The organism is Paenibacillus sp. SAFN-054 (genome assembly GCF_051966755.1).
In the GTDB taxonomy this organism is placed as follows: domain Bacteria; phylum Bacillota; class Bacilli; order Paenibacillales; family Paenibacillaceae; genus Paenibacillus_AQ.
This window is the reverse complement of record NZ_JBQCKS010000001.1, coordinates 819317-842249: the sequence shown is the minus strand read 5'-3', so window position 1 is coordinate 842249 and position 22933 is coordinate 819317. Positions and strand designations below refer to the sequence as shown.

Sequence of the window (22933 nt, the reverse complement as noted above, 5' to 3'; positions counted from 1 at the left end):
TACCTGCGGGGTTCAATTGCACGGGATAACCAAAGAGAACTCCCTTCGCCTGTTGAGGCTGGAATTCCCTAACTTAAATTCGGTGATTAGGGATTGGAAATCGGATTCTGATGGTTCTCGGCAAACGTAATAGCCTCATATACCATTGCGGCTGCCTGATCCCGCTTCATCATCTGCTTGGGATTGAAATTGTGCTTGTCATCGAGCGCCGTAAACTTGTAAACGAGCGACCGCTGGATCGTTCCCTGATACGCTGGCGTAATGTCCTTTTCGTCATGAATTTCAATGAAGATTTTGATCAGCGGATACTCCCCTGTTGTCTCCAGAGCCTGAACCAGATAATGAGTAAACTGCTCTTTGGTCATGAGCATCTGCGGATCAATATCGGACGGAATATCCAGCCCGTTATAGTGCGCATTGATAAAAGCTTCAGCATACCAGGCATGATTGCTGATTTTGCTGAACAAACTGGCGGCTTCCGGTGCTTTATTGAAATCAATGCTCGCCAGACTGAGGTGCATGGCATCTGCGATCAGCTTGATCCCCTGGGCCTGTGTCAGTTCCGCTTGCGGCATAAATTCCTGATCATTCAATCCGTGCACAATCCCCTTGCTCTTTAGTGCTTCGATCTGCACCTTATAGCTGGATTGGTCCACATCCTTAAAAGAATCTGCTGCGAACGTGTGCTGAGGCTGCAGCAGCATAAAGGAAAGGATTCCGGTCATAAAGGCTATGCCTGCTAACTTTTTATTCATGATCATTGCCCCCAGATGGATATTTTTTCATTATTTTTCTGACGGGCACCCTAAATAAAAGGTTGCATGGGCATGCACCTATCTTTTGGAGCACAGGGCGAAATGATTTGCCCATTACGACTTCACATTCTTTCGCTTCATGCTTCGAATCCATCTTTTCGTCTCCGGATCCAGCTGGTAGGACTCTGTCATCTTCTGAAGCGCCTTATTAAATGTAAAATCGTCTATCGAGGACGTTTGGAGGTATTTTGCTGTGATTTCAGGCTGCTTGATATAGCAGATCGACAGCAGCCAGGCCGCCGCCATTTTAACGTAATACCCCTCATGCTGTATGGAGTCGACCGTTTGGAGAACACGATTGATGTACGTCTCGTTGACGTAATAACTGAGAAGCATGACCAGCCCAAAGCGAAGCTCGTATTCCCGTCTGGAACGTAAATAGGGCTGAAGGAAATCCCATACCTTCTCCTGGTGGTCCTTGGCGAATTTCAGGCCCGTGCAAAAGCTGTCACAAACGGACCAGTTATCGATTACGGGAACGAAATCCGCCACATACTTCAGCTTGGAATCCAAATCCGTCTTCATATATCCGATGACCATGCCCTGGAGCATGATCTCTTCAAAATAGTCGTTACCTGCTTGCATCAGGTAAGCTCGCCAATCCCCTTTCGCAATCGTCATGGCCAGCTTCCTTAATTTCGGGAGCCTTACGCCAAGAACACTCGATATATTCGGAATCAGCGCAGCTGAAAACTTACGGTAATCTTCCTCGGCGAGCATGAATAACTGCTCACGAACAGTGTTGTCCATCGGTACTCTCCTTGCGATTCAATATGGAACTGGCTGCATATGTTGCTGTCATGATTCAATAAGATAACCTTAAGGCTCAAAGCCCTTCTGGCTGATCCGAACGCTTTCTGCCGGAAACATGTTCAAAAACCGCTCATAAAGCTTCTTGTAGGCTTCCGGGTGATACCATTCCTCCAGGCCAAGTTCCTCATAGAGACGATCGATCCCAAGTCTACGCGTCCGTTTGCCACCTGAACCGTCACCCATAAAATAATCGTCAATGCAGACTCGATCCACCAGAGGGAACAGCTTGGCCGGAAAGTCATCACTGCTTGGCAGCAGGGGCGCAATTGTAGCTTGTACCGGTATATTTTGTTCCTTCAGCAGTCTTAACGTTCTCAGTCTTGCCTCGATCGGAGGCGTACCCGGCGTGAAGTGAAGGCGTATGTCTTCCCGATCCGTTTCAAGAGTCATGCTGACTCTCACCCGGTCTCCGAGCTGCTGCAGCAAATCAATATCGCGTTTGACAAGCGGGCTTCGGGTTTGCACGAGCAAAAAATCGGGCGGATTGTCCACCATCACCTCAAGCAGTGAACGAGTGACGCATTCCGAAGCTTCTGCAGGCTGGTAAGGGTCCGTGCTGGATGACATGAAAATGGTCACTTCCCCTTGCTGCCGGGCTCGCTGCAGTTCCTTACGGAACACTTCAGCGGCATTCCGCTTCACATCCACCCACTCTCCCCAAGGCATTCCGCGAAACATGGAGACGGGCATCTGCCGCACGTAACAATAGGAGCATCCGAACGAGCAGCCTGTGTAAGGGTTTAAAGAATGGGTATATCCGGACAAAAATCCGGTTCCCTTATTGAGCATGGATTTGGGATCTTTATATTCCATTCTGTATGACATGCGTGCCTCCAATTAGCGGAATTACAACCCGCCCTCTTATGTAGCGTCATGAAAAATGATGCCGAGACTGTACCTTGTTCCGGATGTGAGGGTTCCAACGCCATGACGCAGCGTCGCTCGATAATAGCCTCTGGTTCCTTCGACCGGGCGGAAGCTTGTTGGGAAAATCACACCGGCACCCTGCTCAAGACGTATGACATGGCCTCTGCTCTGCGCTCGCGGCCGCTGTTCCACCAGCAAAAACTCGCCGCCCTCGTAATCTTCTCCCTGTTGGTTTAAGGTCAGCAGAACCTGAAACGGGAAAAAAACATCGCCATACAAATCCTGATGGAGACAATTGTACCCGCCGGCTTCGTATTTGAGAATGAGCGGCGTTGTCCGGGTTTGTCCTGCTTGGTGGCATTCCTCCAAGAAAACATCAAGGGAATCGGGATAACGTCGCTCCTGACCAAGATGTGTCAACCAGCGATTGGCCGCAAGTGAGAGTTCGGGATAAAATGCCTTCCGAAGCTGAAGAAGCACATCCGGGAACGGAGACTGAAAATACTTGTATTCCCCCACGCCAAACCGGTATCTTTTCATATCAATCGTTGTCCGGTACTGAGATTCTTCCGTATAAGCTTGGATAAATTCGGCACATTGATTCGCAGACAGAATCGGCGGGAATGTGGCGAATCCCTGCTCATCCAGTTGCTGCTGAAGGCTATTCCAATCGAGCCCACGAACAAGTTCATCCGTGCTTTTATGCATGATGGCCAACCTCGCAAGCATTTTTCTCGAGCTCCAGCAGCCTCGTCTTCATCATAAGTCCCCCTCTGTATCCCGTTAGGGCACCATTCTTGCCGATGACCCGGTGGCATGGAATGGAGATCAAGACCGGATTCGCGCCGATTGCCGTGCCTACGGCCCGAACGGACGAGGGTTTTCCTATGCGGTTGGCAATGTCCGAATACGAGCAGGTCTCGCCGTACGGTATCTTGCAAAGCGCATCCCACACGGAGACTTGAAATGGTGTGCCAGCCAAATCGAAAGGTATGGAAAATTCGTGAAGGCTGCCTTTCATGTAATCCATCAACTGCTCGGCATATGGCAGCATATGCACGTCATTTCTTACCAAGGCATGGTCCCGGAAATGCTTGAATACCCATGCCTCCATTTCTTCATACGGCTTGTTGGCCGTTCCTACATAACACAGTCCGTCCGCCGTTGCGGCCATATGCATTGTCCAGTCTTCGTACTTTAATTCGGTCCAATATACGTTCTGTTTCATCTGTATGTACAACAGATATCCCCCCTTGTTTATTCATCCATCCCATGATTTTGCCGCCGGTAATCGGCTGGCGTACAGCCGGTGTTCTTTTTGAATTGGGCGATAAAGTATGACGTATGGGGAAAGCCGACCGACGTGCCAATCTCCGCCACTGAACAATCGCTGCTTCGCAAAACTTGCTTCGCCTTATCGATACGGATGTGATGCAGATATTCAGCAGGCGTCATCTGCATGATTTTCTTGAAGGTTCGATGCAAATGGTAAGGGCTGCCATGACAGGCTTCCGCCAGATCGGTCAAGGTTAAAGCGGACGCGTAATTTCTATCCATATATGCTGTCATGACTGCGACCCATTCATGGTCCGGTAGACGTTCCCCGGTAGGCTTGCAGCGTTTACAGGGACGAAATTCCTCTCGAATCGCCTGCTGCGCATCCCGGAAGATTCGAACATTTTCACGATTGGGCGCTTTCGATTTACAGGAAGGCCTGCAGAAGATCCCGGTAGACTTAACGGCATAAAAAAATATAAAATCGTACGATTCATCGTTGCCGACGATAGCCTGCCACTTCTCTTCCGTCAGCTCTGGATCCTCAGACATCAACATGTGGAATCACCTCTTTGCTAACAGTATATCCTGAAAATATTGAAGAAAAAGGTATGAGGAATAGAAAAGCAAGATCGTGATATTAATAAGTCGGAGGATGACCTGTTCAACAAAAACGGGATGCTCTCTTAGGAGGAGCATCCCGTTAAGCCTGCTCCACCATGAGCTCATGGCTGCAGCCGAGTCTATTGAAGTACAGAGCAGAACTTAAACAAGATACCTTTGGCGAATGTCGTTCAGATGATGTATCTCATGCCCTGCCATGATGTATGCCCATGCTCTTGCGGAGGTCGGATGGCCGCTGACGGAACCGGAAAGATTAGAATCTGATCCGGGATGCATCCTCGAGCTTGGCGAACGTTTGAAAGCGATGGTTATACTCCTCAATAATCTCTGCGGCACTTTGCCCGTTCTGTCCCCATGTACTGTGGGCATCTCTGGCAATCGTCACATCATATCCCAGTTCACTCGCCCGTTTGCTCGTCGCTTCCACGCATAAATCCGTCTGAATGCCCGCGATGACAAGCCGCTGAATGTCTTTTTGTTTCAGCAGCTCCTGCAGCTCCGTTTCGTGAAAGGAATCCGGTACGAATTTCTGGATGACGGGATCCTCGCTCTCAGGAGCGATGGAAGGGTGAATTTCCCAATCCGCCGTTCCTGTTTCCAACTGCTCGCCCGGCCCTTCATTATGCTGCACATAAATCACATGGGCCTGGCAGCTTCTGGCTTGTTCGATCAATCCTTTAATCCGTTTCAAGAGATCTTCTCCCGAATATACCGGATCCGACGCCGGGAACATCCCGTTCTGTACATCGACGACGAGCAGCGCTGCGTGATTCATCACTATTCAAACTCCTCTTCAATAGAATAATCATGACTTCAATATGTACGTTTTTTGTAATTATATCATCGAACGTTTGTTCCTGCAATTCGAAATGATGATCCTCCCTCTTCTTCCAAAAGGTGCATATCGGAAAAGGTTTTGGGAAGAATATCCTCGAGGTGTTGAAGATGGGTTTGATGCAGAAACTGAAGAGTTTCATGATGCAGGGCAACGAGGAAGAGAAAGAAACGGTATTACCCGAAGAGCCGAAAAAAATACCTACCCTGGAGCATACGCTGAAGGAATTTCAAAACTGCATAGATATCGTGCAGCGCACCTATCCGGATTGCAGCATGGATATTGTTTACCTCGCATATCTGACGGGGATCGACGAAATCACCCAGGAAATCGTCCATCCATTCTCCGGTGCTTCGGAAGAAGAAGCGGAACGAATCCTCAAGCGGTCACAATACACTGAAATAGATGATGCCAAAGAATGCATTAAAGGCATTCTGGAAGGCAGAGCGGCGATATTTTTCCAGCACCGGACCTATCTCGTGGATATATCCAGTCCTGTCGGCAGGACGATTGCGCAGTCCGAAACCGAAACGGTCATCTCCGGACCGCATGACGGGTTCGTGGAGAACTTATCCCAGAATTTGGGCGTAATCCGGAAACGAATCAAAAGCTCTCATCTGAAAACAGTCAAGCTGCAGGTCGGGGAGATTGCCAAAACCGATGTCGTCTTGATGTATATTGATGAAATCGCCAATCAGGAATTGGTTGAAATCGTGCAAAAGCGGATCGAGAACATCGAATATGACGCCGTCATGGATTCGAATATGCTGGTACAGCTCATCGACGAGAATCCGAACTCGATCTTCCCGCAATTCATGACGACGGAACGGCCTGACGCGATTGCCTCCAAGCTGATTGGAGGAAGAATCGTCGGCTTCGTGGACGGCAGCCCTTCGGCATTCAGCTGCCCGACGAACTTCTTCGACTTTTTCTCGTCCCCGGATGATTATTACCAACGATGGCTGCTGGGAACGTCTCTCCGGATTCTGCGTTTCATCGGCTTTTTGATCACGATCGGCTTCACCGCGTTTTACGTTTCGGTCACGACGTACCACTATGAGATGATCCCTCATACCATGCTGTTGAATTTGACGGAGTCTAGAGCTAAGGTTCCGTTCCCGCCCTTGCTGGAGGCATTGTTGATGGAAACCACAATTGAGCTGCTCCGCGAAGCGGGGGCAAGGCTCCCGACCAAAGTAGGACAAACGATCGGCATCGTCGGCGGTATCGTCATCGGACAAGCTGCCGTGCAAGCGGGGTTCACGAGTAACATCCTGATCATCGCCGTAGCAACCTCCGCGATCGCTTCGTTCGTCATCCCAAGCTATATCATGAGCGCTTCAATCCGGCTGATCCGCTTTGGATTGATCATCATGGCAGGCATTTTGGGAAACTTGGGGCTCATCATGGGCATCGGCCTTGTCGTGATCCATCTGGCAGGCGTGACCAACCTGGGCACGTCCTATCTGACGCCACTCGCACCGATAAACTTTGCGGATATGCTGGATACCTATATTCGCGGACCTTTCTGGGGTTTGAAAAAACGGCCGTCGATCGTCAAAAGCAAAAATAAAACGACGAATAAAATGCGGAAATAGACGGTGAGTCCATTGAACGAGAAATTAAATGTTTTTCACATCGCTCTGCTGATTTTCATGACGGAAATGAACATAACCTTGTTCAGCCTCCCCCGTCTCGTAGCAGAAAATATCGGCACCAACGGTTGGGCCGGCTACCTTTTTCTATCTGTCATTGCGACTTTCAATATCGCCTTGTACTGGCTGGTCTATAAATTAGGAAAAGGGGCTTCCCTGTTTCAAATCATGGAGGCTGCCGTGCCCAAACCGGTGTTATATCCCTTATACCTGGCCTTGGGGCTCTTTTGGATCGTAGCCGCATCTTTTATAGGGAAGAACTACTTCCTGATCTTCCAGATGCTTTCTTTCCAAACGACAAATCCGATGTTCATTTTTCTGCTGTTCTGCCTGATGGTTTTTTGCCTCTTGATCAAGCAGATTTACAATATCAGCAAGGCGAATACGGTATTTTTCATTATGACGATATGGACGCTGCTGCTCTCCTTTTACCATTTCAGGGAATGGAAAACCGTCCGTTTTACTACGTTTTGGTTTCAGGATGCGGCTCAGGGACATTCATTTCATAACTGGATGGAGGTCTACACCAACTTTGTCGGCTTCGAATTATGCCTGTTCCTGTTTCCGTTCGTGAACAAGAAAAGCAGGCTGTTTACGGGGGTGTTGCTGGGACACTGGTGTATCACGCTGTCTCTGCTTGTCGTGATCATGACTTCCTTCGGATTTTTCAGCTTTGGCCAGGTTCAGTCCCTGCTGTATCCGGTCATCAATCTGCTTGATTTCATTGAATTACCCTTCGTCCACCGGATCGAGACCCTGGTGTTCGTCGTATTCGTGTTCGGGAATCTCATCACGACCGTCATGTTCTGCTTCGCCTCCCTGTCCACGCTGAAGCAGGTTTTTCCGCGCATCAAGCCGGGCCGGATCGAATTCGGAGTCGTAGCTCTCCTGTTCTTCATCGGTTATGTCCCGAAATACCTGGCACAATCGGAGCTCCTGCTGCGGCAGGTCCTGTTCGTCGAAGTCAGCCTGGCCTTCTGTATTCCGGTCCTTTTGATTCTGGTGCTTCAATATCTCAAGCTGAAAGGAAAGAGCCCCAAAAATGAAGGCTAAACTGGTATGGCTGCCGCTGCTTCTGTTGTTAACCTCATGTACGGATGAACACATCTTGGAGAATGCGGGTTTCATCCGGACCATATCCTACGATGCTGCAGATGGCGACGGCAAATTGCTCCGGGTCACGATCAGCATTCCCAAGACCAATCACCAGGATGCCGTCGTCTATTCGACGATCGCCAAGTCCGATAAGGATGCCAAGATGTATTTCGACAGGCAAAATAACCGGAAGCTCGTGAACGGGCAGCTGCGTCAGGTGCTGTTCGGGGAAAAGCTGGCTGCCAAGGGCATTTGGAAGCATCTCGATTCCCTCATTCGGGATCCGTCCATCGGCACGCGGCTGCATGTCATTATTGCCGAGGCGGATCCGCAGGATCTGCTCCATCGCAATGATTATCCCCAAGGACCTACCGCAGGAGAATATATTGATTCGCTGATCCGGACAGAAGCAAAAGCCGGAGAAATTCCGGAGACCAATTTGTACACGTTCGCCAGGGATTATTATGACGACGGGATCGATCCCGTGGTGAATATCCTCAAAGAGCAGAAGTCGAGCCTAATCATTAATGGCATCGGCCTTTTTAACGGGGATAAATACGTAGGTAAAATCCAGCCGGAGGACCGAATGCATTTCGGCCTTCTTCATCACAACGTGCGTGCGGGAGATCTATATGTGGATTTAAATCGTGACGATGGCGAACAGGCTGCCCTCCAATTTTTGAGCAGTCACCGCAAAGTCAATGTCCTTTCGTCCAAAGGCCTGCTCCAGAATAAACGCTTGAAGGTATCCCTTCATGTCAACCTTCAGGGTTCACTGCTCGAATATATCGGCGATCTGGATATGAAAAAGCAGCAGGACCAGCGGAAGCTGGAAAGCGAAATAACAGCGGCCGTCCAGTCCAAATGCGCAGCTTTAATCCGCTTGATGCAGGAGAAAAAGACCGATCCCCTAGGAATCGGCCAGCATGTCCGCAATTCGCTCCCGCATGACGTATGGCACAAACTGGACTGGAAACAGGTATACGCCGATGCGGACATCTCTGTGCAGGTACATGTAAGAATCAAAGATTACGGCAAGCTGCTTCATTGACGTCATCCGATGATGTAACAGATTGAAGCTCCGGCGTTTCTTTTTCTTTGCGAAAACGTACGTTCACTAGAATAATGCTGCCCAAAATCAGGATAAGTCCGATCAATAGATTCAGCGATACGTGCTCGTCCAGAAATAACACGCTTGTTGCAATGGATACCAAAGGAATAAGAAAAGTATAAGAACCTACTTTGCTTGCCTCTCCCTCGTGGATCAATTTGAAATAAACGAACCAGCCCAGCGCGATGACGAATATGGCAATGAACACCGTATCCGCAATAAAAGAGGGATCCCATACGATCGCCGACCAATCTTCCATCCCGCTGCCCGTGGCGAGCAGTATCACGCCGCCGATGGTAATTTGCATGGCTGTCAGCCACAGCGAGTCGACTTTGTGACCAATTTTCTTGACATATACGGTGCCCAGCGCCCAGGTCAGCGCGGTCACAATCGCGAGAATGATGCCGATTGGCGAGATGCTTCCCGTCAAACCTCCGGCGCTCATGGTAGCCACGCCCGCAAACCCAATCAAGAGGCCGATCATCTTCTGTCTTGTCATGCTTTCTCCGAGCCACCACCAGGAGAATAACCCCAGAAGGACAGGCTGGAGAAACACGATGGCAGAGAACAAGCCCGCCGGCGTATACTGCAGGCCGATCGTTTGAACGCCGTAATAAAGCACGATGCTCAGCAATGCCGACAATAGATATATAGGCCAATTCTGGCGGAACCGCAGCTGTTTATACCGAGGCAGTGCTGCAATGACGAGAATCAGTCCGCCGATCAAAGCGCGAAGCCCGGCAAAAAGCACCGGAGGCGTGTATTGCAGCGCAAACTTGGACAGCGGCCAGTTGACTCCCCAGACCAATATGAGAAACATCAAAAGAAGCATGGATTTATATTGTTGACGCATCTGACTTCACTCCCCGTAAAAACGTAGACATGGAGAGAATTATACTCTCATATGTCAAATGCGTCATGCTTTTTTTCTGAAAACGCAGTTTGCAATTCATCAAAATTAGCATTAAAAGTTACTTTAAGATCGCTTTGGGCGATGAAGCGTCAGTTCCCGATCATGATCCTCCTCGCGGGAATCCGCTGTCGGCGTGAAATGCGAGTATTCGGATTCCGTTGTTTCGAATGTATACTTTCTGCTCCAGTATTCCGTTTGGAATCAAGGGGAAGCAGGGCTAAGCTTAAGTTCATTTTATATAACTGCCGTTTTCTTCCTGTCATCCGCGTAAAAGTGCATGCTGGCACGCCGTTTGCAAATCCCTCCAGGTCCGGTTAACCACGGTATCCTCCACACAGGCCGATAGGCCCAGCAGCGGGAACAAGTGCAGACCGCAGCCCAGAGATGCCCGAGCTGCCGTTATGCATTCATAGGAGATCCGTTCCTCCATTTCAGGGGTCAGCTTTCCTTTTTGTCCGAGCTCTTCCCAGGATTTGTCCAGAACCAGGTAAAAAGCATCCTTTTGACGAGCAAACTCCTGCTTCTGCTCTTCAAGCTTGCCGAGGACATTGGAGTTGCCTCGCGTGAGCGCCAGTTCTTCCGCCGCTTCGAGAAAATGATCCGCAAGCCCCATGGTGACGCCTGCAAATGAAGTCTGCGCAAATGGCAAAAACGGATAGGTATACAGCATTTCTTCTTCATGGGAACGAAACTCCGAGAATGAAAAAGTCATTTCGTCAGGAATGAAAGCTTCATGCGCTGCGATGCTGTGGCTTGCAGTTGCTTTCAGTCCAAACGTGTTCCAATCCTTGATAATCTCAACCTGGTCAGGTTCCATGATGATTGTGACGATTTGCGATTCTCCGCCCTCTGTTTCGAGCAGCGTGTTGGCCGTGAATGTAGTGGCATGATTCGAACCGCTGCAGTATTTCCAGCGTCCGCTAACCACGTATCCGCCTTCTACTTTGCGGGCTGTTCCGGTTGTGGCACCGCTGCCTGCAATCACGGACTTGGAATGCGCATAAACTTTATGTCCGATTTCCTCACTCATGAACGGGACAAAATATCCGCCGCCCGCTCCGATCGTTACCAGCCAGCCGAAGCTTCCATCAATATACGCACATTCCTGAAATATCCGGATCGATTCCGGCAGAGGGGTCATGTTTCCTTTCAGGTCATTTGCGACAAATAAGTGAAACAGTTTTTTATCGTATATGTACTGAAGTGCCTCCGGAGTAATGACGCCTTCCTGCTCCATCTGACGCGACTGGGCGCGAATATTGTTCATTTCCTGTTGTGTAAAACCCATCTTTCCACCGCCTTTACTAAATCGTAAGTATATCCTATTCTATCACGAATAGCCGACCTCATCATTTCCGTTCACTTCGAATGCTAGAAAAGCCGCCCCCGTTCTACCCTGGAGGCGGCTCTTATTTTTTCGCATGTTATGATTTATGGTATCCAAGTACGGACTAGCCTAGAAGGGCGGCAATCTCTTTAAAATTCTCCGCAAATCCGACAAATACCCGGTCATCGATGACAAGGGTTGGAACGGTCTGTTTACCGGTGAGTTCCCATACTTCCCTGACATAATCTTCATTCTCTTCACAATTGAATTCGGTATACGGAATGCGGTTCTCTTGGAAATAACGCTTGGCTTGATGACAGTCGCTGCAGGTTGAGATCGTGTAGATTTTAACGGATTTCTCCATGATGCTCACTTCCTTATCTTAATGATTATCACTTGACTTCCATGGTAACCTGATAGCCTTTACTGCGAATAACGTCTTCAATATCAGACTTCCGGATTTCCGCTTCATTGAATATCACATGGACGCTTCCATCATCAAAATTCACGTGTCCTTTAACGCCCAGTTCTCCCAGTGCATTTTCTATTTTGCGGACGCAGGAGCGGCAGTTCATCCCTGCCACCTTCATTGTCGTCTCTTGCATGACACTTCACCTCCTTTTATATTGCCGTGAAATCGAGTACCGCTTTCTTCAGCGTATCCACCGACATCCGGCCTACATACCTGCTGAATTTCTCTTTCCCCTTAGCATTGGCTTTATAATAATCAATCAGCTTCATGACGATGGGAATGACCTGATCTTCGGAAAGGCCGGACGTTAAGAGCTCCGCCACCGCAGCCTTTATCCCTTTGGGCTCTCCGCCGACATACACGCTTAAAGTGTCCTTCATTTTCACCACACCGATGTCTTTCAATAGAGGTTCGCTCGTTCCGAGAGCGCACCCTGCATACCCGATCTTAAGCGGAGCTGGCGTTTCGATTCCCGCTGTGGCTCGGTGAATGGACTCAGCGACGCTTAAGCCTGCAGCTTCAGCCCCTTTGCAAAACTGGCAGGCGATAAGCCCCTTGATCACCGCTCCCGCAGGATATACCTCAAGCCCGGACCGATCCAGTTCTCCTCGAATCCGCTCTGAATCTGAAAGCGGGATTTCCACATAAATTTGCCGGAACGGCGTTATTTCAATATTAGCCTTCGGCCCGGCCGCATCCGCGATGATCCGGAGCTGCTCTGGTATGATGACGTTTCCGCCCTCCTGAAGGGGTGTCGACACCGCAATCTTAATCATTTCTTCCACGACTTATTCTCCCTTTTGCGAATTTATTAACGAACCTTCACCCGCTGCAGCCTGAGCGCATTCAATACAACGGAGACGGAACTGAGCGCCATTGCCGCTCCGGCGATCCAGGGAGCGAGCAGTCCAAGAGCCGCGACCGGGATTCCGAGGGTATTGTAACCCAGTGCCCAGAACAGGTTTTGTTTGATGTTACTCATCGTTTTGCGGCTCATATAGATCGCATCAGGTATACTCGACAGATCTCCCCGCATCAGGGTAACGTCCGCCGCCTCCATCGCCACATCTGTTCCTGTGCCGATGGCCATGCCGATGTCCGCGGTAGCGAGGGCAGGCGCGTCATTGATTCCATCCCCTACCATGGCGACTTTTTTACCTTGTGCCTGCAGCTTCTTCACTTCTTCCGCTTTGCCTTCGGGCAGAACTTCGGCACGGACATGGTCGATGCCGACCTCGGCCGCAATGGCTTTGGCTGTACGTTCGTTGTCACCGGTGATCATGATCACTTCGATGCCCATCGCCTTCAGGCGGCTGACAGCCTCTTTCGACGTCTCTTTGATCGTATCGGCTACGGCGACGAGGCCCGCATATTCGTTATCAACGGCGACCAGCATTGCTGTTTTGCCTGCTTCCTCAAGACGTGCCATCACATCATAAGCATGCGCTGCATCGACGCCGTATTTTTCCATTAATCTGCGCGTACCGACCAGCAATTCCTTGCCCTCTACCATGGCTTTGATCCCGTATCCCGGAACGGCTTCAAATTGCTGCGTATCCGGCAAATTGATTCCGCGCTCCTGTATTCCGGCAACGATGGCTTCCGCGAGCGGATGCTCGGAGTTTTTCTCCGCCGCACCTACCCATCTCAAGAATTCTTCCGGTTCTCCCTCGGTGATGATATCCGTCAACTCTGGTTTACCTTTGGTCACGGTGCCTGTTTTGTCCAGGATGATCGCATCGATTTTATGCGTCTGTTCCAAATGTTCTCCGCCTTTGAAGAGAATGCCAAGCTCGGCAGCACGGCCGGACCCCGCCATGATGGAGGTAGGCGTTGCCAGCCCCAGGGCGCAAGGGCATGCGATGACGAGAATTGCTATCGCTTTCTCAAGCGATCCGGCAAAATCACCCGGCGTAACGACAAAGTACCATGCTAGAAAAGCGACAACCGCAATCCCGACAACAATGGGAACGAAAATTCCCGAGATGACATCGGCGACACGCTGAATTGGAGCCTTGGAGCCTTGCGCTTCTTCCACGACTTTAATAATTTGGGCCAAAGCCGTTTCTTTCCCTACCTTGGTCGCTTGGATTCGGAGTACGCCGTTTTTGTTAAGCGTTGCGCCGATAACCGAATCGCCGGATTGTTTCTCCACTGGCAGGCTCTCGCCTGTGAGCATGGATTCATCAACTGAAGATACCCCCTCAAGAACCACGCCGTCCACGGGTACCTTCTCGCCCGGCCGAATGAGGACGGTATCTCCGGCAATAACTTCCTCGACAGGTACCGTCAGCTCTTGCCCGTCGCGAATAATTCGCGCTGTTTTGGCTTGAAGGCCCATCAGCGATTTGATCGCTTCCGAGGTCCGGCCCTTGGCCAGCGATTCGAACAGTTTGCCCATAATAACAAGCGTGATCAGAATGGCGCTCGTTTCATAATACATGGATGGCGCATGGTGCATGCCTCCGCCATTCGCATACCAATCGATCGTGAGGTAAAGGCTGTAAAAATAGGCTGCAGACGTTCCAAGCGAAACCAGCACATCCATGTTCGCACTTCCGTTGCGGAGCGCTTTATAGGCGCCTACATAAAACGGCCGTCCGATATAGAACTGAACCGGCGTAGCCAGAATCAGCTGAAACCAGGGATTCATGAATACATCAGGCAGATAAATCCACGATGTGAAAGAAAAATGTGCAACCATCGCCCAGAGAAGGGGAAGGGAAAGAATGGCCGAGATAAGCAGCTTGCGTTTTTGCGAGCGTATGCCGCTTTTCCGGTTCGCCTGGGAACCTTCTTCCTGATCAGCCGTCACTGCTTTATAGCCAAGCTGCTTAACTTTGTTCTGCATATCGGATACGGTTACTTCGCCTGGTGCATATTCTACAGTAGCCGTCTCCATGGCAAAGTTGACGGAGGCGCGGGTTACCCCTGGCAGTTTGCCAAGCCCTTTCTCGATTCGGTTGGCGCAGGCCGCACAGGTCATTCCTTCAAGCTTGAAATGGGAAACTTCCTTCGCTGTACCATACCCGAGCTTCTGAATTGTCGTCTCCAAATCGCTGGCGTTTACCTTATCCGGATCGTATGACACGCTGGCTCTTTCCAAAGCGAAATTCACATTGGCGGATTCCACGCCTTCCATTTTGCTTAAACCCTTTTCAATCCGGCTCGCGCACGACGCGCAGGTCATTCCGGTAATTTGCAGCGTCGACTGCTTTTGATTCTTCGAAGCAACGGCTTCCATATTGATTCACTCCTTATATCATTTCGGCAGAATGGGCGGAATTTCGGTTGAATGGCCCAATTTCAGTTGTGACAATGTCTTCCAATGTATCTCTTGTTCGTAGTATACCCCACCACCCTATATTGAGTCAATACATTTTTTACTTTACCCCCGTATCCTATTGTTAAATCCAAAAGATGACTTGCTTTTCAAATAAAAAAAGCCGCACATGGCGGCTTTAACAATTTACTTAATCAACTTATTCATCGTCGTCATCAATTCCGTAAGCACTTCCTGATCGCCCTCTTGGATCCGCTGGACTACGCAGCTCTTCATGTGATGCTCCAGCAGCAGTTTCCCTACGCCGTTCAGTGCGGATTGTACGGAGGCAATCTGGTTCAGCACATCATCGCAATACGTATCCTTCTCGATCAGTCCTTTAATCCCCCGCACTTGACCTTCAATGCGGTTCAATCGGCTGATCAGACTGTTTTTAACCTTCTCAGAGTGATGGCTTTTCCGTTCCGAGTGGTCACCAGAGCAGGTGTCCGCGTGCTGTTCTTGATCCATCATATCCGGTACCGTATTCATACGACTCCCTCCCTTTCCTTTCTTTCTATTATACTAGGCATTCGGGCCTAAACAAACCATAAACTGAATAACTTCTGAGGGCAGGCATAAAAATTCCTCAACGACCTCCCGTTTTTGCTGTTAGGCTCCGGACTCCAAAAATGGCTGATACATCATAAGGGCCCGGTTTTCCGTAATGAACTCGTCTGACAGAAGTTCGCCATTATGGTTATATTTTCTGCGGAAAATGCTGTTGTAGCGCTCATATCCGCCCCAATAATGCTGGGTGATGCGGTGCTCCTTCTCGTAAATCTCATAGCGGTGGTGCGATGGAATCGTCGACCTCCATTCACCTGTCAAATTGCCGTCATGCATCCCGAGCATAAGTTGATAAGGCTCATTCGTGTTGTTTTTGATTCTTAAATCCAGGTAGTTATATGCGCAGGTTGCACCGCTCCCGAACGGCTGTGTCCGATTCGCGTCCGGAAAAACATCATAGCTGTGGCGATGTCTTTCTGTTACATCAAGCGGCGTATGAAGTGTAATCCAGTAGAGCAAATTGGATAATTGGCATAACCCGCCGCCGACTCCGGGCTTGAATCCGCCGTAGAACAACACCATGCCGTCAACGTATCCCTTCCGCCTGCTCGGTTTGCCGATGAGTCTCCAATACGATAACGTTTCGCCAGGCTGAATCGTCAAGCCCTGAAGCCGTTCCATGGCAATCTTCAAGTTGGTGATTTTGTTATGCTGCATCCACATGTCTACATCCTTCAGTTGTCTGAGCATCGGCGTCTGATGACTGGAAATCAGGCATGGCAGTGGCGCATCAATCCTTTTTTTGGCAAAGCGCTCTGAACCAAACAGCCATTCCATATACCTTCTGCCTCTATAGTATGCCGTTCCGAGAAATAGCCTCCACGGTGCCCTGGGCACCGGCTTTCGAATGGCCTCCATACGCATGCACGCTCCTTCAAAGGGTGATTAGATAACATGGGTGTATGTACGCAAAAGGGACCTTATTCAAGGTCCCTTTTGCCTTCTCATGCTGATATGAAGATCATATCACAAAGTACCGATCCCCATCGACAGAGAATGTGTGAAGATATCAAACTTCGTCCATCAGCTGCTGCTTATCGCGGTTCATTTCCCGATTCACTGTACGCGGGGTATTCCCGAGCTGTTCTCCCATGCTTTTGAGGAAGTTCAGCATCATCGTGATGGAACGGTTGACGTCAGGATCCTTCATCATCCGGAGTAGATCAAAAAATCCTTTTTGGTCCTCTTCCGTTTCCGTATCGAGTGCTTTATTCAGGCCCTTGCTGACCGCGTTCATCGTACGCTGAACTTTATGAGGCTCCAGCGTGCTGAGAAACTGAAGGCCTGTTACCGCATTCTTCATCACCACAGGCATGCCGGATACCTTGATGAAATCAAACGCGTGAGGCAGCACCTTTTCCCGGTTTTTCACCATGCCGTGTACGATATCCAGATAACCTGCCTCATACATTTCCTGAATAATATCCATGAACATGAGCAGCCCCGGATTGCTTTTGGCCGCCCCTTCGGCAAGGCGCTCCAAATCTTTTTCTTTTATTTCTTCTTCGGTCGGGCTTTGACGGTTAATTTGCGTAATTGGACTTGCCATTTCTAGACCTCCTCCCTCTGAATAACCTCTTCAACCGGTACGAAGTCCGGACGGTTCCATTTATCCTGCACACGAACGCCGATCTGCGGGTTCCGCTGCGTATCGATTCGATGATTGGATTTCGGAAGCGGCGGCTCCCCGTCGTATGACAATACTTCCATCGTCACCGCTGTTTCCTTATAATTCGGCGTATCCGTGACTTCGTCATGCTCGCTGCTTGTCAAGAAGTTGATTGCCTGATTTCGGCTCGACGTATTCATGGGCAGATACAGCTCATTACCCTTCACCCGGTCGGTGACAAGCACGCGAAGTTTAACAGCGCCGTCAGGAGAAGTGAGCCGTACCGTCGCGCCATCCTTGATTCCACGCTCTGCGGCAAGCTCCGGCGACACTTCGAGCCATGCGTTCGGTGCTTTATGCGTCAATGCGGCAGACTGATAGGTCATATTTCCTTCATGGAAATGCTCCAGCAGCCGCCCGTTGTTGATATGCAGGTCATACTTCTGTTCATAGGTTTGCGGCGGCGTCCAATCCACCGGGAACAGCTTCGCTTTTCCATCCGGAAAATGGAATTCGTCTTGATACAATAGCGGCGTACCCGTACCGTCGAGCTGAACGGGCCAAATCTGGCTCTTCCAGCCTTCAAGTCGTTCATAGCTCACCCCTGCGAACAACGGAGCCAAGACGGCTGCTTCGTCCATAATTTGCGAAGGATGCGTGTAATTCCAGCCTGCGCCCATCGCGTTGGCTACCATCTGGATGATCTCCCAATCCGGTTTGGATTCGCCCATCGGCTCGAACACGGGGTAGAACCGCTGAATTCTCCGTTCTGTATTGGTGAACGTGCCCTCTTTCTCCAAGCTTGGAGCTGCAGGCAGGATGACATCCGCATATTGTGCGGTGCGGGAGAAGAAGACATCCTGAACGATAAAAAATTGCAGCTTGCTGAAAGCTTCATCCACCAGATTGGCATTGGCATCAACAAGCGCCATGTCTTCTCCGAACAGATACATCGCTTTGATCTTGCCTTCCTGAATGGCATCGACCATTTCATGGTTGTTATAGCCGATATGCTGCGGCAGCTTTACGCCCCAAGCCCGCTCATAACGGGAGCGTACTTCCTCGTCCTCAACCGATTCATAAGCGGGGAACGCACCCGGTTGGGTGCCGAAATCGCAAGCACCTTGGACATTGTTATGTCCGCGCAGTGGATAGGCTCCGGTGCCCGGCTTGCCGAAGTTGCCCGTTACAAGCTGCAGATTGCAGATTGCCGTGCTTGTATCGGTTCCGCCTTTATGCTGTGTGACGCCCATCGCCCACAAGATACACGTCGAATCCGACTCGTGAATCATCGTAGCCACCTGAATCAGGGTTTCTTTGCTGATCCCCGTCATTTCTTCGGCAAAGTCCAGTGTGTATTTCTGAAGGGATTCCACGAATTCTTCATAGCCGTTGACGCGCTGATCCAGAAATTCGCGGGCTTCCCAGCCCTGATCAATGATGTACTTGGACACGGCATTCAGCCAGATCAGATCCGTGCTGTGTTTCGGATGCAGATGTATGTCGGCACGTTCCGCCATTTCGTTCTTGCGCAGGTCGGATACGATAAGCTTTTGACCATGGAGCTTATGCGCCCGCTTGATTCTTGTTGCCAGTACGGGATGTGATTCAGCCGTGTTCGCACCAATAATGATGACGAGTCCGGCATTCTGGATGTCCTCGATCGTTCCGGAATCGCCTCCGTAACCAACCGTGCGCAGCAGCGCCTTGGATGCCGGGGTCTGACAGTACCGGGCGCAGTTATCCACATTGTTCGTTCCCATCACGGACCGGGCAAACTTTTGGAACAAGTAATTCTCTTCGTTGCTGCACTTGGAGGATGCGATATAACCGATTGCGTCCGGACCGAACTGATCCTTGACGCCGCCGAGCTTCAAAGCAATATAGTCCATGGCTTCTTCCCAGCTGGCTTCCACGAACTCGTCGCCCTTACGGATCAATGGCATGGTCAAACGCTCCTCGCTGTTCACGAAATCCCAGCCCCACTTGCCCTTGACGCAGGTCGAAATGCCGTTCACCGGAGCTTGCTCATTCGGCTCAACTTTGAGGATGTGGCGTCCTTTCGTCCACACCTCGAAGCTGCAGCCTACACCGCAGTAGGTGCATACCGTTTTGGTTTTCTTAATGCGCGATTCACGCATCGAAGCTTCAATCTCGGAAATTTTGAATATATCCCGGTAACCGGGTTCGACTTCCTTCGTGAGATCGATCATGGGCTCAAGCACATCCGCAAACGTTCCGGTCAAATATCCAGCCTCGCCGATCATGGATTTCTCCATCAAGGCATTGCATGGACATACCGTAACGCAGTGTCCGCAGGACACGCAGGAGGATTCGTCGATAGGCACATCCTGATCCCAAATGACGCGAGGGTGCTCCCGGCTCCAGTCAATGCTTAGCGTCTCGTTCACCTGCAGGTCCTGGCAGGCTTCCACACAGCGTCCGCACAAAATGCATTGATCCGGATCGTACCGGTACATCGGATGCGACATATCTTTCTCATACGGTTTTTCCTTGAATTCGTATTTTTGATGATCCAACTCCAAGAATTCCGTCGTGTTATGTACTTTGCAGTTTCCGTTGTTATTGTCACAGACGGTGCAGTACAGCTCATGGTTTTCGAGGATACGGGACATGGCTTCCTGCTGGGCTTCCTTCACCAGCTTTGTATCGGTACGGACCATCATGCCCGGCTGAGCTTCTGTCGCGCAGGCGCGGATCAGCTCACCGTTCACTTCGACAAGACATGTGTCGCAGGTCTGGATCGGTCCCAATTGCTCGTGATAACACACGTTTGGAATATAGGTATCCCCGGATGCCTGCAGGATAGTTTGGCCCGGTCTAGCCTTGTAGCTCTTGTCATTGATTCGGAAAACAAACGATTCTGCGTTCATGTAAGGTTTCACCTCGTTAAGTATTCTGTATTATAAAAAATAAGCTGAATTGGATATGTCAGCTTAAGTATAGTTACACGTGAATATTCCGCTTGAATCAAGCTATTCGTCATGCAAGTTCGATGGAAACGCCAAGAACCCTGAATCATTCAGGGTTCTTGGCCGTTTCTGTCAGCTAAGCTCTCCAACTATTCATTGCATCGACGATTTCTTGCGCAGGAAGTTCAGAAGCAGCAGCTCGGCTTCCGGATCCACTTGAGAATGACACCCTTGTTCACGGTTTCGAATGGTTAGAGCACTTCTTCTTTGGTAACCCGCCTGTCCTTAAATTTGATCCACCGGTTCAGCAGCGAAAATATCGGTTTGGATTGCTTGGTAAGCAGCGGCCCGAGAATGGCAAGAATCAACACATAGATAGCCGAGAACGGCTGTAGAATATCCATCAAACCGCGATCCTTGCCAAGATTGGCCATGATGATGGAAAATTCGCCCCGCGACACGATGGTCAGGCCAATATTCGCCGACGCTTTGGGAGACAAGGAGGCTGTCCTGCCCGCAAGCATGCCTGCGCTGAAGTTTCCGATCAAGGTTACGGCAACCGCCGCCATTGCCAGCCAGACAGCATTCCCGCCAAGCGACAACGGATCAATGGACAGGCCGAAACTGAAGAAGAATACCGCTCCGAAGAAGTCCCGAAAAGGCATGATCAAATGTTCGATGCGTTTGGCATGCTCCGTTTCCGCGAGCACCAGTCCGACAAGAAGCGCTCCGATCGCTTCTGCCACGTGAATGGTTTCCGAAAAACCCGCTACCAGGAACAAAGAACCGAAAATCACGAGGGCAAACAGCTCATTGGAGCGGATGCGCAGCCACTTGTTCAGCAGCGGCACCGCCTTGCGGCCGAGAACAAGGACCGCGAGCATGAAGCCGAGCGAGATGAGCGCGGATAGCATAACCCCTCCGATCGAGCTGGAATCGCTGAGTACGAAGCCCGAGAGAATGGAGATATACACGGCGAGGAACACGTCCTCGAACATGATGATGCCGAGAATCATCTCGGTTTCCGCGTTCGCCGTCCGTTTGAGATCCACCAGCACCTTAGCCACGATCGCGCTGGACGAAATCGTGGTGATGCCTGCAATGATCAATGCTTCAGCTGCCGGGAATCCGCTGAGGAACCCAAGAAGCAGTCCGAGCGTGAAATTGATCCCTATATAGATCGATCCTCCAACCACGATGCTTCGACCCGATTTGATCAGTCTACCTACCGAAAATTCAAGTCCGAGATAAAACAGAAGGAACAGGACGCCGATTCTGCCCATAAAGTCGATAAACGGGGAGCTCTCAATAAATCTGAAATCGAAATGCCACAGCTCCATCGCATGGGGGCCGACGGCCATCCCGATCAGAATGTAGAACGGAATGACCGAGAAGCGCAGCTTTGCCGATATTAAGCCTCCAAGCGCTATCAATCCGAGTGCCAAGCCAATTTCAAATACCAAATGGTCCATCCGATCACCCGCTTCCGTTCATAAGAATTTGTTTGAACCGCTTTTGCTGCTGCCTCTCCCCTACCGCGACGACTGTCGCCTCCGCGTTCATAATGGCGTCAGGGCCAGGGTTGACCTGCTTTCCGGCTTTTTTATCGATAAGAGCAATGACGGAAGCACCTGCATTCTGCCTGATGTCCAGTTCACCGATCGAGTGTCCCACGCACCCGTAATGCGGCTCAATCCGGTACCATTCGATGGTCAAATCGTCGAAAGCCATCTCCACGCTCTCCAGCTGTCTGGGCTTATACACCATGCCGCCGACAAGAGCAGCGAGCTGCCTTGCTTCCTGATCCTCAAGGGTCACCATCGAAATGCTTTGATCGTAGTCCTCATATGAAAAATGGTACATTTCCCTTCTTCCGTCATCATGAATCACGATCACGACGCGATCACCGCTGGCCGTATCCATTTGATATTTCATCCCGATGCCGGGTAATACAGACTCACGAATCTCCATAAATAACTTCCTCCTGAATATATAATGATTGATTAAGTTTGAGATATTTTTCACATATAGTGAGGGTTTCAAAAAGTGATCGAACCCTTCATTTTTTAAAATCGTAACACCAAACGTTATCACGTTACAGCCAATTCATACACATCCCGATGGTCATGTACAGGGGTTTTTGGATATGAGAAATAAACCGTTCCGAATTTTTGTTTTTGCAGCATGCGCTTGGCAAGATGCAATGCACGGGAACCGTCTAAATATAGGAAGGTTAAGCCACATAACTCGAGGTGAACTTGATGGGCAGAAGCATGAGATATTTTTTGCGTATAAGAATGTAAGGTATGAAAGGTAATCGGGGCTTGGGAATACGCAGCAAGAGCAGCAGCGGCATCACAAAGATCAGCGGAAGCGCCGTTGCCATGATGATCAATCTTTGTATAAATGAAGGAGTTTTACGTGTAAGCGGTTTGCTTTGCGGGTCGATCCGGTTATGAACCGTCTCGGTTTCACTGCCGTAGGGGGAGGTGACTTCCTCTTCAAAGGAAACGGGAAAAGTAAGCATTTGGATGCATCCCAGGAGCACGATAAACAGCACACGGAGTCTTTTTGTCAGTGTCGTCATCCCATCCCTCCCTCTTGTGAAAAATTCATATATATTCATTTTAGCATAAAAAAAGCCCATGTTTCAAACCGCAGCGCCCCAAAACAACAAAAGAATAACCCTGATTCCAG

Annotated in this window: 23 protein-coding genes; 3 read left to right on the top strand and 20 right to left on the bottom strand. The window is 50.0% G+C overall.

Going from position 1 to position 22933, the window contains the following annotated elements:
* Window positions 1–86 precede the first annotated feature (86 nt).
* The 7 genes from ACTHPM_RS04035 to ACTHPM_RS04005 all read right to left on the bottom strand — a co-directional run bounded on the left by ACTHPM_RS04035 (window position 87) and on the right by ACTHPM_RS04005 (window position 5169).
* Window positions 87–755, bottom strand: coding sequence for an S-layer homology domain-containing protein (locus tag ACTHPM_RS04035; protein ID WP_440393886.1), 669 nt, complete (start codon window positions 753–755; stop codon window positions 87–89).
* 114 nt (window positions 756–869) lie between these two features.
* The gene (locus ACTHPM_RS04030) at window positions 870–1565 is read right to left on the bottom strand and encodes a DNA alkylation repair protein (protein WP_440393885.1); all 696 of its coding nucleotides are present in this window, start codon (window positions 1563–1565) and stop codon (window positions 870–872) included.
* A gap of 69 nt (window positions 1566–1634) precedes the next feature.
* Complete coding sequence (locus ACTHPM_RS04025; RefSeq protein ID WP_440393884.1) at window positions 1635–2453, bottom strand: SPL family radical SAM protein; 819 nt, start codon at window positions 2451–2453, stop codon at window positions 1635–1637.
* 36 nt (window positions 2454–2489) lie between these two features.
* On the bottom strand, window positions 2490–3203 hold the full coding sequence (locus tag ACTHPM_RS04020; protein ID WP_440393883.1) for a 2OG-Fe(II) oxygenase: 714 nt from the start codon (window positions 3201–3203) through the stop codon (window positions 2490–2492).
* On the bottom strand, window positions 3196–3735 hold the full coding sequence (locus ACTHPM_RS04015; RefSeq protein ID WP_440393882.1) for a methylated-DNA--[protein]-cysteine S-methyltransferase: 540 nt from the start codon (window positions 3733–3735) through the stop codon (window positions 3196–3198). Before ACTHPM_RS04015 ends, ACTHPM_RS04020 begins: the two co-directional genes overlap by 8 nt.
* Window positions 3736–3752: 17 nt before the next feature.
* The gene (locus ACTHPM_RS04010; protein ID WP_440393881.1) at window positions 3753–4328 is read right to left on the bottom strand and encodes a bifunctional transcriptional activator/DNA repair enzyme AdaA; all 576 of its coding nucleotides are present in this window, start codon (window positions 4326–4328) and stop codon (window positions 3753–3755) included.
* A gap of 319 nt (window positions 4329–4647) precedes the next feature.
* Entirely contained in the window at window positions 4648–5169 is a 522-nt protein-coding gene (locus ACTHPM_RS04005; RefSeq protein ID WP_440393880.1) for a cysteine hydrolase family protein, read from the bottom strand.
* Between the two features lie 179 nt (window positions 5170–5348).
* Here ACTHPM_RS04005 and ACTHPM_RS04000 point away from each other — a divergent pair, with 179 nt between their 5' ends.
* Genes ACTHPM_RS04000 through ACTHPM_RS03990 form a run of 3 tightly spaced genes read left to right on the top strand, consistent with a single transcriptional unit; the run spans window position 5349 to window position 9030 of the window.
* Window positions 5349–6827, top strand: coding sequence for a spore germination protein (locus ACTHPM_RS04000; protein WP_440393879.1), 1479 nt, complete (start codon window positions 5349–5351; stop codon window positions 6825–6827).
* 12 nt (window positions 6828–6839) lie between these two features.
* Window positions 6840–7937: a GerAB/ArcD/ProY family transporter gene (locus tag ACTHPM_RS03995; RefSeq protein WP_440393878.1), complete on the top strand. Its 1098-nt coding sequence runs from the start codon at window positions 6840–6842 to the stop codon at window positions 7935–7937.
* Window positions 7927–9030, top strand: coding sequence for a Ger(x)C family spore germination protein (locus tag ACTHPM_RS03990; RefSeq protein WP_440393877.1), 1104 nt, complete (start codon window positions 7927–7929; stop codon window positions 9028–9030). The genes ACTHPM_RS03995 and ACTHPM_RS03990 overlap by 11 nt, the downstream gene beginning before the upstream one ends.
* On the opposite strand, the gene ACTHPM_RS03985 is transcribed toward ACTHPM_RS03990, so the two are convergent.
* The 13 genes from ACTHPM_RS03985 to ACTHPM_RS03925 all read right to left on the bottom strand — a co-directional run bounded on the left by ACTHPM_RS03985 (window position 9002) and on the right by ACTHPM_RS03925 (window position 22823).
* Complete coding sequence (locus ACTHPM_RS03985) at window positions 9002–9943, bottom strand: DMT family transporter (protein ID WP_440393876.1); 942 nt, start codon at window positions 9941–9943, stop codon at window positions 9002–9004. The genes ACTHPM_RS03990 and ACTHPM_RS03985 overlap by 29 nt on opposite strands.
* Before the next feature lie 319 nt (window positions 9944–10262).
* Window positions 10263–11291 (bottom strand): acyl-CoA dehydrogenase, encoded by a 1029-nt coding sequence (locus ACTHPM_RS03980; RefSeq protein WP_440393875.1) that lies wholly within the window; start codon window positions 11289–11291, stop codon window positions 10263–10265.
* 163 nt (window positions 11292–11454) lie between these two features.
* Window positions 11455–11694, bottom strand: coding sequence for a glutaredoxin family protein (locus ACTHPM_RS03975; RefSeq protein WP_440393874.1), 240 nt, complete (start codon window positions 11692–11694; stop codon window positions 11455–11457).
* A gap of 28 nt (window positions 11695–11722) precedes the next feature.
* Window positions 11723–11935 (bottom strand): heavy-metal-associated domain-containing protein, encoded by a 213-nt coding sequence (locus ACTHPM_RS03970; RefSeq protein WP_440393873.1) that lies wholly within the window; start codon window positions 11933–11935, stop codon window positions 11723–11725.
* 16 nt (window positions 11936–11951) lie between these two features.
* Window positions 11952–12578 (bottom strand): nitrite reductase, encoded by a 627-nt coding sequence (locus ACTHPM_RS03965; RefSeq protein ID WP_440395346.1) that lies wholly within the window; start codon window positions 12576–12578, stop codon window positions 11952–11954.
* A gap of 35 nt (window positions 12579–12613) precedes the next feature.
* Window positions 12614–15046: a heavy metal translocating P-type ATPase gene (locus ACTHPM_RS03960; RefSeq protein ID WP_440393872.1), complete on the bottom strand. Its 2433-nt coding sequence runs from the start codon at window positions 15044–15046 to the stop codon at window positions 12614–12616.
* A gap of 225 nt (window positions 15047–15271) precedes the next feature.
* Entirely contained in the window at window positions 15272–15595 is a 324-nt protein-coding gene (locus tag ACTHPM_RS03955) for a metal-sensitive transcriptional regulator (RefSeq protein WP_440395345.1), read from the bottom strand.
* Window positions 15596–15736: 141 nt separating this feature from the next.
* Window positions 15737–16558, bottom strand: a complete 822-nt coding sequence (locus tag ACTHPM_RS03950) for a VanW family protein (protein ID WP_440393871.1) — start codon at window positions 16556–16558, stop codon at window positions 15737–15739.
* Window positions 16559–16703: 145 nt separating this feature from the next.
* A complete protein-coding gene (locus tag ACTHPM_RS03945; RefSeq protein WP_440393870.1) occupies window positions 16704–17243 on the bottom strand; it encodes a DUF1641 domain-containing protein in 540 nt (179 codons plus the stop codon).
* Window positions 17244–17245: 2 nt separating this feature from the next.
* Window positions 17246–20197 carry a formate dehydrogenase subunit alpha gene (gene fdhF / locus ACTHPM_RS03940; RefSeq protein ID WP_440393869.1) on the bottom strand — a complete coding sequence of 984 codons (2952 nt, stop codon included), beginning with the start codon at window positions 20195–20197 and terminating at the stop codon, window positions 17246–17248.
* Between the two features lie 290 nt (window positions 20198–20487).
* A complete protein-coding gene (locus ACTHPM_RS03935) occupies window positions 20488–21708 on the bottom strand; it encodes a cation:proton antiporter (RefSeq protein ID WP_440393868.1) in 1221 nt (406 codons plus the stop codon).
* A 4-nt stretch (window positions 21709–21712) separates the two neighbouring features.
* Window positions 21713–22207, bottom strand: a complete 495-nt coding sequence (locus tag ACTHPM_RS03930; protein WP_440393867.1) for a cation:proton antiporter regulatory subunit — start codon at window positions 22205–22207, stop codon at window positions 21713–21715.
* A 262-nt stretch (window positions 22208–22469) separates the two neighbouring features.
* A complete protein-coding gene (locus ACTHPM_RS03925; RefSeq protein ID WP_440393866.1) occupies window positions 22470–22823 on the bottom strand; it encodes a hypothetical protein in 354 nt (117 codons plus the stop codon).
* Between the last annotated feature and the right edge of the window lie 110 nt (window positions 22824–22933).

Bases quoted from the DNA above. Each gene is read 5' to 3' on its own strand.
- ACTHPM_RS04020 (WP_440393883.1), bottom strand. From the start codon at position 3,203: ATGCATAAAAGCACGGATGAACTTGTTCGTGGGCTCGATTGGAATAGC.
- ACTHPM_RS03945 (WP_440393870.1), bottom strand. From the start codon at position 17,243: ATGGCAAGTCCAATTACGCAAATTAACCGTCAAAGCCCGACCGAAGAA.
- ACTHPM_RS03955 (WP_440395345.1), bottom strand. From the start codon at position 15,595: ATGGATCAAGAACAGCACGCGGACACCTGCTCTGGTGACCACTCGGAA.
- ACTHPM_RS03965 (WP_440395346.1), bottom strand. From the start codon at position 12,578: ATGATTAAGATTGCGGTGTCGACACCCCTTCAGGAGGGCGGAAACGTC.
- ACTHPM_RS03990 (WP_440393877.1), top strand. From the start codon at position 7,927: ATGAAGGCTAAACTGGTATGGCTGCCGCTGCTTCTGTTGTTAACCTCA.
- ACTHPM_RS03950 (WP_440393871.1), bottom strand. From the start codon at position 16,558: ATGCGTATGGAGGCCATTCGAAAGCCGGTGCCCAGGGCACCGTGGAGG.
- fdhF (WP_440393869.1), bottom strand. From the start codon at position 20,197: ATGAACGCAGAATCGTTTGTTTTCCGAATCAATGACAAGAGCTACAAG.
- ACTHPM_RS04010 (WP_440393881.1), bottom strand. From the start codon at position 4,328: ATGTTGATGTCTGAGGATCCAGAGCTGACGGAAGAGAAGTGGCAGGCT.
- ACTHPM_RS04030 (WP_440393885.1), bottom strand. From the start codon at position 1,565: ATGGACAACACTGTTCGTGAGCAGTTATTCATGCTCGCCGAGGAAGAT.
- ACTHPM_RS03930 (WP_440393867.1), bottom strand. From the start codon at position 22,207: ATGGAGATTCGTGAGTCTGTATTACCCGGCATCGGGATGAAATATCAA.
- ACTHPM_RS03935 (WP_440393868.1), bottom strand. From the start codon at position 21,708: ATGGACCATTTGGTATTTGAAATTGGCTTGGCACTCGGATTGATAGCG.
- ACTHPM_RS03925 (WP_440393866.1), bottom strand. From the start codon at position 22,823: ATGACGACACTGACAAAAAGACTCCGTGTGCTGTTTATCGTGCTCCTG.
- ACTHPM_RS03970 (WP_440393873.1), bottom strand. From the start codon at position 11,935: ATGCAAGAGACGACAATGAAGGTGGCAGGGATGAACTGCCGCTCCTGC.
- ACTHPM_RS03960 (WP_440393872.1), bottom strand. From the start codon at position 15,046: ATGGAAGCCGTTGCTTCGAAGAATCAAAAGCAGTCGACGCTGCAAATT.
- ACTHPM_RS03975 (WP_440393874.1), bottom strand. From the start codon at position 11,694: ATGGAGAAATCCGTTAAAATCTACACGATCTCAACCTGCAGCGACTGT.
- ACTHPM_RS04025 (WP_440393884.1), bottom strand. From the start codon at position 2,453: ATGTCATACAGAATGGAATATAAAGATCCCAAATCCATGCTCAATAAG.
- ACTHPM_RS03980 (WP_440393875.1), bottom strand. From the start codon at position 11,291: ATGGGTTTTACACAACAGGAAATGAACAATATTCGCGCCCAGTCGCGT.
- ACTHPM_RS04005 (WP_440393880.1), bottom strand. From the start codon at position 5,169: ATGAATCACGCAGCGCTGCTCGTCGTCGATGTACAGAACGGGATGTTC.
- ACTHPM_RS03985 (WP_440393876.1), bottom strand. From the start codon at position 9,943: ATGCGTCAACAATATAAATCCATGCTTCTTTTGATGTTTCTCATATTG.
- ACTHPM_RS04035 (WP_440393886.1), bottom strand. From the start codon at position 755: ATGAATAAAAAGTTAGCAGGCATAGCCTTTATGACCGGAATCCTTTCC.
- ACTHPM_RS04000 (WP_440393879.1), top strand. From the start codon at position 5,349: ATGCAGAAACTGAAGAGTTTCATGATGCAGGGCAACGAGGAAGAGAAA.